This is a genomic window from Nocardioides sp. (genome assembly GCF_035576065.1).
Lineage (GTDB): Bacteria > Actinomycetota > Actinomycetes > Propionibacteriales > Nocardioidaceae > Nocardioides.
The window spans coordinates 226,513-233,665 of record NZ_DATLWX010000045.1; the positions used below are offsets into that span (position 1 = coordinate 226,513).

Genomic DNA, 7,153 nt, shown 5'->3' on the forward strand with positions numbered 1-7,153 from the left:
GGGTGCTGATGATGTCTGGGGACTTCTGGGAGACCGAGGTGTACGGAGCGGCGCCGCTTGCTGGCTTGGAGCGGATCGAGATGGAGGACGTATTCGGCTGGCTTGGAAGGACGCTGCCGGTCAGCGGTTCGAAAGTTGACTGGTCCTTAGTGCGGGGCGAGCACTCACACCGTCACTTCGTCGATGGCGTCGAGTTCGCGGACGAGGCAGCCCGAGAGATACTTCGGCGGATGGAGGCAGGTTCCAGCGTCGAGCATGTGGGCGACAGTCTCTCGCCCTTTGGAATCCGGTTTGCGGGAGCGCAGGCGGGTGCGATCGTGACGGCGTTGCTTGAGGTGCCCGAGCATCACTACTTCCTTGATGAGGGTCGAGCCTGGCTTGTCGTCGTCAGTAGCGAAGGTGACCTCGACATCGTGGACCAACTAGACGCAAGCGACGGATCGTAAGACCAGGTAGGCGGCGCGGCGGGTTCTTGGGGTTTGACTCACTGGAGCTTTGCCACCTTCATCGTCGCGCTGATGGTCGGACCGCCCACGTTCGGGGCGTCGCGAGCCGACTGTTAAACCATGGTGGGCCAGGACGAGCTTTTTGGGGCCGGAGGCGCGAGGCTCGACTCTGCGCGATCACGTCAGCGACCCACTGGCGGCGGAACATCGTCATCGCGAAGGTGGTCTGAACCCGCCGGACTCGAGCAGCGGATCGGCCCATGCAGTGAGTCAGATTGCGGAACACTGGCGCGGACCACGGAGAGGCTCGAGCCCTCCGTTGATCGCCTCCGTCTAAGTGTTGAATGTGCCCGGCCTGTCGAAGTAGGCCGACATGTCGTCCGCGCGCTTCTTCGAGGTCCGGCCCAGGATGACGACTAGATGAGTGCGCGCGGGACCCTGTGGTTGATCGGTTCGGCCAGCGAGGCCATCAACCCGTGGCCCCTATCCCTTGGCATTGGCCTTGCGGCTATGGCACGTCACGCCGGCTGACTCACTGCCGAACCCCTCGCAGGAGGTGAGGAACACACAAGCGAAGCGGATTTGTTCTTCCTGAGCTCGACTCGCTGCAGATTCGTGGAGGGCGGGCTGCGGATTGGGCGTCACCCGAGCGTGCTCAAGCTGCAGATCCGGCAATCGTCGGCATCTGCTGTCGAGATGCAGCGAGCATTGACTTTGCCTACGACAAGTCTGACTTGTCGGATTACGTCAACCTGGGGCGCACGAACGAGTTGGAGTGGAGAGACGGCAGTGGACACAGACCTGCACTTGTCGGGCGGAGCATCGGCCAAATTTGTAATTACGACGACGGGATTCGTTACTGGCACTCGTCGGTGGAGAGTGCCAGACTGAGACCCCGGGGACACGAAGTGGCCCGGGACAACTGAAGAGAAATGAAAGTTGGGACGAGCGCGTCAACGCTCGTCCCAACGCAGAGGCAACTACGTCGCCGTCCATGCAATCGTCAGCGTAGAGCCTCTGAGCCGCTGACCCCAGTCCGGGGTCCAACCAGAGGAGAACTATGTCGAACCCCCACCGCTGCAAGGTGAAGCTCATCGGACACTCGTGCAACCACGATCTCTGTGTGCCGATCACGAGGGCCGTACCGCCCGAGCTTCGATGCATTGAGTCCCAGGCCGCCGGCTACGGCGGAGGTGGTGGCGCGATGTGCGGCTGCCGGGTCCCTGATCACCTGGCGGAGATCATCGAGCGCGAGCTCCGCGACAACCTGCAGGAGTCCAGGCGTCGAGGCTTCGTGATCATCCCGGCTGCCTGACCGCCGCGGCACGCCATCCGGGAAGGGGGTGATCACATGGCACGGAACACGCGACAAACGGCGCGAAAGCCGCCACCGCGGCGTAGAAGGTCCTGAGCAACCCGAAGTCGACGAAGGCAGAGAAGTCGGCCGCGGCGAGCGCGCTCTCGAAGACGCCGAAGCGCGGGAAGTGAGGCACGTGGCGGGGCTCGGGCCCCGTTCACCTCGCGCTCCTGCATGACGCCGCGCCTCGGCTCGCTGGACCTCCCACGACGCGGAACCGCCTGCGGCAGACTGAGCCCGATCGCTCGTCCTCTGTCGTGAGGAACCCTGTGAGCACGCTCGGTAGTCTTATTTGGTCGATCGCGGACCACCTCAGGGGCCGGCGCAGGGTGGTCGTCGGGATCGACAGTTGCAGTCTCCGGTGCGGCTCTGCCGTGTCGACCGGGGAGTCGCGCGGATTGACTTAGAGTCACGCATGCCAGGGGCGCTCGGCGCCCGGGTACTCAGAGTCGGTCATTCTCACCGAACAGCTCCAGTCGACTGGCCAAGGTCTGCTCTCCGACACCGCGTTCGCGCGGGTCGAGGGAGGTGGCGGCGTCGACGGCCGCGAGCGTCCTGTTGAACGCCGCCAAGTACTTGACGAACTCGATGTCCATGCCGGTGTCGCGCAGGGTGATGGGCCCGGTGGTGTCCTCGACTAGCCGGAAGCGGCGTACCAGGTTCGCGATTCGATCTGTCGGGAGGTAGCCGTCGACGATGGCCGCGTCCTCGACGAGCCCGAGCCGCTGGCGGCCGGGGACGACGAGCTCCTCGCGGATGTGCTCGATGACTGAGCGATGGCCGAACCATGTGGTGACGGTCGCGCGGTCGCGTAGCCGGATTGCCAGGTCGGTCGGGTCGGTGATCTCGCGCAGGGTGGCGCGGAGTCGGGATCTCTGGACGTCGCCGAGTCCGAGCGGTGCCGCATTCGAGAGCATGGCGATCGCTCCCCAGGCAGTGCGCTCGGCCCAGGTCCGGGTCCGGCCCGTGCCGCGCTCGACGCGGTAGCGCTCGACCGATGTGCGATCGAAGATCCCGCGGGCGATGCGGGTGATGGCTCCCGTCTCGGCGAGGACGCGAACCTGGCGCGCCTCGACGCCCAGGAGGTCCGATACCTCTTGAGTCGTCAGGAAGTCGCCCCTAGTTGCCATAACAGAATATTGCCCCTTCCGGTGGTTATCTGTAAACCAGCGGGAGCCGATTCCGGACCCTTGGTGGCGCGTCGTCGGCTTCGAACAGTGTCCAGTCGCCGTGGATGGGGCAGGACACGGCTGGCTGGCTGACCGTGACCGACGTCGTCAACGTCTCCGACACGGCGCCCCGCTTCCGTACACCTGCATCCGTCACCACGCAGCTCTTCAGTGACGTGCTGCTCCAAGCTCAACCAAGCGCGGCACAAGACCAGACCGCCGGCCTCCTTGGTCAGCCGCGGGGGAAGGCGGGCCTGCCACTGGTGGAAGCGAGGACGCGGCGTCGCTGGGCCTGGACTACAGACATCATCACGGGGATGAGGGCCAACACCACGGACACGGCCAAAGCGGCACCAATGATTGGAGACTGGACGCGCCACAATGATGCGAAAGCCGTTGAGATCGAAAAGGCGAACACAAAGCCTACGATGAAAAGACTGGTTAGTCGCCGGCGGAGTTTTCGGTCGAGCCAGAGGGAACAGGCTTCGGTGTGTGCTGCAGCCAGTTGCGACTGGCGGACCGCTTGGGCTCGATCGACGTGATGGATCGGGCTCGCGTCCCGACGGGCGACGACCTCATCGAGGTGCAAAGCGTGTGACGCGAGGACCTCCTGCGGATCAGCCGTTGCGTTCAATCGCACGGACCTACCGGGCGCGTTGCCGACGGTGAACCCGGCCAGCGGGTCAATCCCCCGGCGGGGACGCAGTACGCCTGCAAGAGCAACGCCCACGGTCTCAATGAGGAGGCCGTCGCTCAGTTCGGTCCGCAGTCGCACCAGGGGCGCGTCTCCGAAGGTGTCGACATTCGCGAACGATGTGCCATCCGTAGCCGCGAGCACCGTTGACGCAGGACGGGCCCGCCACACGGCCAGCCGTTGACGCTCGGGCTGGTCATAGACGTAGTCGTTGCGGCTGACCGGCACGTTAGTGGCAACTCTGCCCAACACTTTGAACCCCTGGGCCTCCAATTCGGAGATCAGGCTCGGCAGCAGTGGGTCACGGAACTCGGTCTCCGTTGCGTCGACAATCGTGGTTGCCGGTCTCACCGCGACGCCTTGTCCGCTGCGATGACGTCAGGGGTGAGCAGGGCGTCACCGAACCCCCGTCGGGCTCGCGCCAGCGCAGTGGGGTCGGGCCCTAGTCCGCTGAGCCAGGCCTCGGGGTCGCGCGCGACAACGAGGTGCCGGTCGTTCCCGACCCCCTCGACGAGGTAGTCATCAAGACTTTCGACCCGGGCGAGATGGGCCGAAGTCAACACCTGCGCGACGTAGGCATCGACTGCATAGTCGTGTAGGAGGTGTAACGCCTTGCTCCCAGCAGCGCGTTCCTCCATTTCGGTCGTCGGGCGTCCCAAGGAATGGCGGGTGTCGCGCTCGTCGGGGCTGCCCGTGATGGCACGGCGAACCCAGGCGTAGTCGACGTAGGGCGCAAGAATTTCCAGGCCAGGCAACAGATCTTGAAGGCAGTCGACCGGGGACCGATTCTCGTCGACGACCTGGAGGGAGCCCTTGGCTTGGTAACCGAAGTCCGCCACGCGGGCGCGGCGCGGCTCCTCGGTGACTTGCCACAGGCTGTGCTGCTCATCGAGGGGTGCACTGGTCCGCAGCTCGTCCGCAGCGGCGCTGGGAGAGGTGACAAACGATGCCAGGCCTCGCCGGACGACGGTCATGGCACCCGGCAGGTGCGCCCACGCGCTCAGGGCATCAGCGGTGTTGTCCACCGTCCGATGGGGTCTGGTCCGCATCCGTCCGTTGACGTCAGCAGTGAACGTCATGAATGCGCTCACCGACGGCGGCAGTGTTCGCCATGAGTAGAGGTCAGGTACCTGGTCTGCCTCGGGACCCGGAGCCGCAACGATGACGTCGAGATCTCCCAGAGCCGCCTCGAAGTCGGCGAACCACTGTTCGACCTCGGTGGGCCTCAGATCGCCCTTGGCTAGCTCGGCGTGCACATCAGCCCCGATCAAATCGCCGTCGGTGCACCACAACGGGTCAATCGAACCACGTCCACCAGCAGCGACGTTCGCAGCACCAATAGCGGCCCGCACCTGAGCCATGAACGGCCCCGGATCAGCTTCCGCCAGCACTGGTGTGACGACGTACGAAAAGACGATGGAGATGCCGCGGCGGGTTTGCTTCCTCTTCGGCCAGGAGGGCCACGGCCTGTCGGAGACGGCTGGAGAGGCGTGCGACGGCACCTTCTCGATCGCCCAGTTAGGCTCCACCCGGTCGATCAACGCGATCCCAGCGGGGTTAGGTCAGCGACGGGTGTGCGAGTAGCAGGTCAGCTCGCGGTCGCCGGTGGCCCACGATGCCCGGTCCGACCAGGTGAACCGAAACGGGCTCCGTGTGTCCAGCACGAACCGGCAGAGCGCCCGGCCATCCTCCTTCCGCTGCACGCGGGACGGGTACGGCGCGGACTCACTGGCGCTCTCGAGCACGTTCCTGGCGCGGTAGGTGTGCGGCTCCGAGCACGCAGTCGGCAGCAGGGGCTTACCCGCCAGGCACTTCGCCACCCTGGGCGGGAAAGGGAATTCACCGACCTCCAGCCTGGCAGGGAGGGGGAGCAGTCGCTTCCCGCCCTGGAGGACCACGTCACACCTCAGCCATCGCGCCCCCGCGGCGCGCTGCTCCTCCGTCGGGAAGAAGTAGCCGAGCAGGTAGGCGGTGTGCCCGAGTTGCCCGTCGCTGGTGCCTACCCGCTCCTCGAGGGCGGGAAGGCAGGCCTCGAGCGCGATGCGCTTGAGCTTGCCGGGCCTCGCGTCGTGCCCCACGCTCTCGGGCAACGTCGCCACCGCCACGACTTCCGAGGTGTTCGGGCTGGCACAGCTGACAGGCGACTCGACGTGGCTGTGTGCATCGAGCTCGCCCCGGCTCGGGTCGAAGCACTCGCCCACCGTGGGGGCGCCGTACGCCGGGTCCGCGGCGGACGCGCCGGCGACGGCCGCCGCCGAGGACCCGGGCGCCACCAGGGTCGCGACGAAGAGGGACGTGGCGGCGCCGAGCGCGAACTGACGGGTCATACCGCGGGAGTCTAGGACCCCGCAACGGCTTGTCATGCGTCGCAGCGAGTTCGCGATCGCGCCAGCTGGGCTTCGATACGGTCAGATCGCCACCACCATCACAATGACCCGCCTCACCTCGTCGTGCCCGTCGAGGTGGGGGAGCTGGCGAGGCGCACCGGACTCATTGTGGAGCGTGGCGGTGGCGGAGGCTCGAAGTCCGATCGTGCTTGGCTCCTGCATGCCTCAGCATGTCGCACGGTGACGCCATGATCATCCGGGTCTCGGCACAAGGGGATGTCCCGTAAGCCGAACCCGCCGTGGCGACGTTCGGACAGGTTGGGAAGTCAGCTGACATCGTCCCGCAGGGGATCCCCTGCGGTGACGATGACAGCTGGATCCCCAGCTGGGCAGACGTCACCGCGAGACGGGTTCTTCGTACGGAACGCTCCTACCCGGGCGATCAGGCCCTGCTGCCTTCCGCCCAGATTGGGGCGTCCAACGCCGCACGACGGCACTCTGGACCAGGCGGCGATCCGGAGCCCGTGCCGGAGTGGCTCGATCCGCAGCGACGGTATGAGCGGATTCTGTGGGACTCGTTTTGCTCGGCAGAGGGTCGCGCGTACCTGGCGCCGAACGAGGTGTAGATCTCGCCAACATCGGTCAGACAGCCATTCGGTGGTTGTGGGGTAGTTTCGGCGGGTGGAGTTGCGTCAGCTCGAGTTCGTCATCGCGGTGTCCGAGACGCTGAACTTCCGCAAGGCGGCTGAGGCATTGCAGGTCGGCCAGCCCGCAGTCAGCCAACAGGTCCAGCGGCTCGAACGCGAGCTCGGCGTGCGACTGTTCGACCGGACGTCGCGCGCGGTGACCCTGACCGCGTCTGGAGCGCGCTTCATCGAGGACGCACGGGCCGTGCTCGTTGCTGTCGACCGTGCACGGTCAGGGGTGCAGGACACGCATCGTCGAAGCCGCACCCTTCGCATCGGGACGTCAAGCGGGCTTGGTGATCATTTGACACGCATCGTCGACGTGCTCGCCACGACGGCACCGGACATCATCGTTGAGCTCCACGGTCTGACGACCCGCGCCCGGATCGACCAGGTTCGGTCCGGTCGACTGGACGCGGCCTTCGTCCGCGGGCAAGTCATCGCGCAGGATCTAGAGGTCGTTCCGGTGTGGGA

Annotated in this window: 9 protein-coding genes and 1 pseudogene; 4 read left to right on the plus strand and 6 right to left on the minus strand. The window is 65.9% G+C overall.

All coding sequences use genetic code 11. From position 1 onward, the window contains the following. Positions 1-11: 11 nt before the first annotated feature. Positions 12-446 (plus strand): hypothetical protein, encoded by a 435-nt coding sequence (locus VNJ48_RS21395; protein ID WP_325605819.1) that lies wholly within the window; start codon positions 12-14, stop codon positions 444-446. A gap of 210 nt (positions 447-656) precedes the next feature. Here VNJ48_RS21395 and VNJ48_RS21400 read toward each other — a convergent pair. Continuing rightward, positions 657-931, minus strand: a pseudogene (locus tag VNJ48_RS21400) (ISL3 family transposase); the annotation flags it as partial. Between the two features lie 638 nt (positions 932-1,569). Here VNJ48_RS21400 and VNJ48_RS21405 point away from each other — a divergent pair. Next, positions 1,570-1,761 carry a hypothetical protein gene (locus VNJ48_RS21405; protein ID WP_325605820.1) on the plus strand — a complete coding sequence of 64 codons (192 nt, stop codon included), beginning with the start codon at positions 1,570-1,572 and terminating at the stop codon, positions 1,759-1,761. A gap of 485 nt (positions 1,762-2,246) precedes the next feature. Here VNJ48_RS21405 and VNJ48_RS21410 read toward each other — a convergent pair whose 3' ends face one another. The 3 genes from VNJ48_RS21410 to VNJ48_RS21420 all read right to left on the minus strand — a co-directional run bounded on the left by VNJ48_RS21410 (position 2,247) and on the right by VNJ48_RS21420 (position 4,922). Beyond that, entirely contained in the window at positions 2,247-2,933 is a 687-nt protein-coding gene (locus VNJ48_RS21410) for a hypothetical protein (RefSeq protein ID WP_325605821.1), read from the minus strand. Positions 2,934-3,204: 271 nt separating this feature from the next. Beyond that, positions 3,205-4,017, minus strand: a complete 813-nt coding sequence (locus tag VNJ48_RS21415) for a hypothetical protein (protein ID WP_325605822.1) — start codon at positions 4,015-4,017, stop codon at positions 3,205-3,207. Beyond that, entirely contained in the window at positions 4,014-4,922 is a 909-nt protein-coding gene (locus VNJ48_RS21420) for a hypothetical protein (protein ID WP_325605823.1), read from the minus strand. Before VNJ48_RS21420 ends, VNJ48_RS21415 begins: the two co-directional genes overlap by 4 nt. 103 nt (positions 4,923-5,025) lie before the next feature. Here VNJ48_RS21420 and VNJ48_RS21425 point away from each other — a divergent pair, with 103 nt between their 5' ends. After that, positions 5,026-5,250 (plus strand): TrmH family RNA methyltransferase, encoded by a 225-nt coding sequence (locus tag VNJ48_RS21425; protein ID WP_325605824.1) that lies wholly within the window; start codon positions 5,026-5,028, stop codon positions 5,248-5,250. Here VNJ48_RS21425 and VNJ48_RS21430 read toward each other — a convergent pair. Continuing rightward, positions 5,229-5,993 carry a septum formation family protein gene (locus VNJ48_RS21430; RefSeq protein ID WP_325605825.1) on the minus strand — a complete coding sequence of 255 codons (765 nt, stop codon included), beginning with the start codon at positions 5,991-5,993 and terminating at the stop codon, positions 5,229-5,231. The two genes, VNJ48_RS21425 and VNJ48_RS21430, sit on opposite strands and share 22 nt — an antisense overlap. 81 nt (positions 5,994-6,074) lie before the next feature. Continuing rightward, the gene (locus VNJ48_RS21435; protein ID WP_325605826.1) at positions 6,075-6,215 is read right to left on the minus strand and encodes a hypothetical protein; all 141 of its coding nucleotides are present in this window, start codon (positions 6,213-6,215) and stop codon (positions 6,075-6,077) included. Positions 6,216-6,674: 459 nt separating this feature from the next. On the opposite strand from VNJ48_RS21435, the gene VNJ48_RS21440 reads away from it, so the two are divergent. Beyond that, positions 6,675-7,153 (plus strand): LysR family transcriptional regulator (locus tag VNJ48_RS21440; RefSeq protein WP_325605827.1); only part of this gene is annotated, 479 nt, incomplete at its 3' end.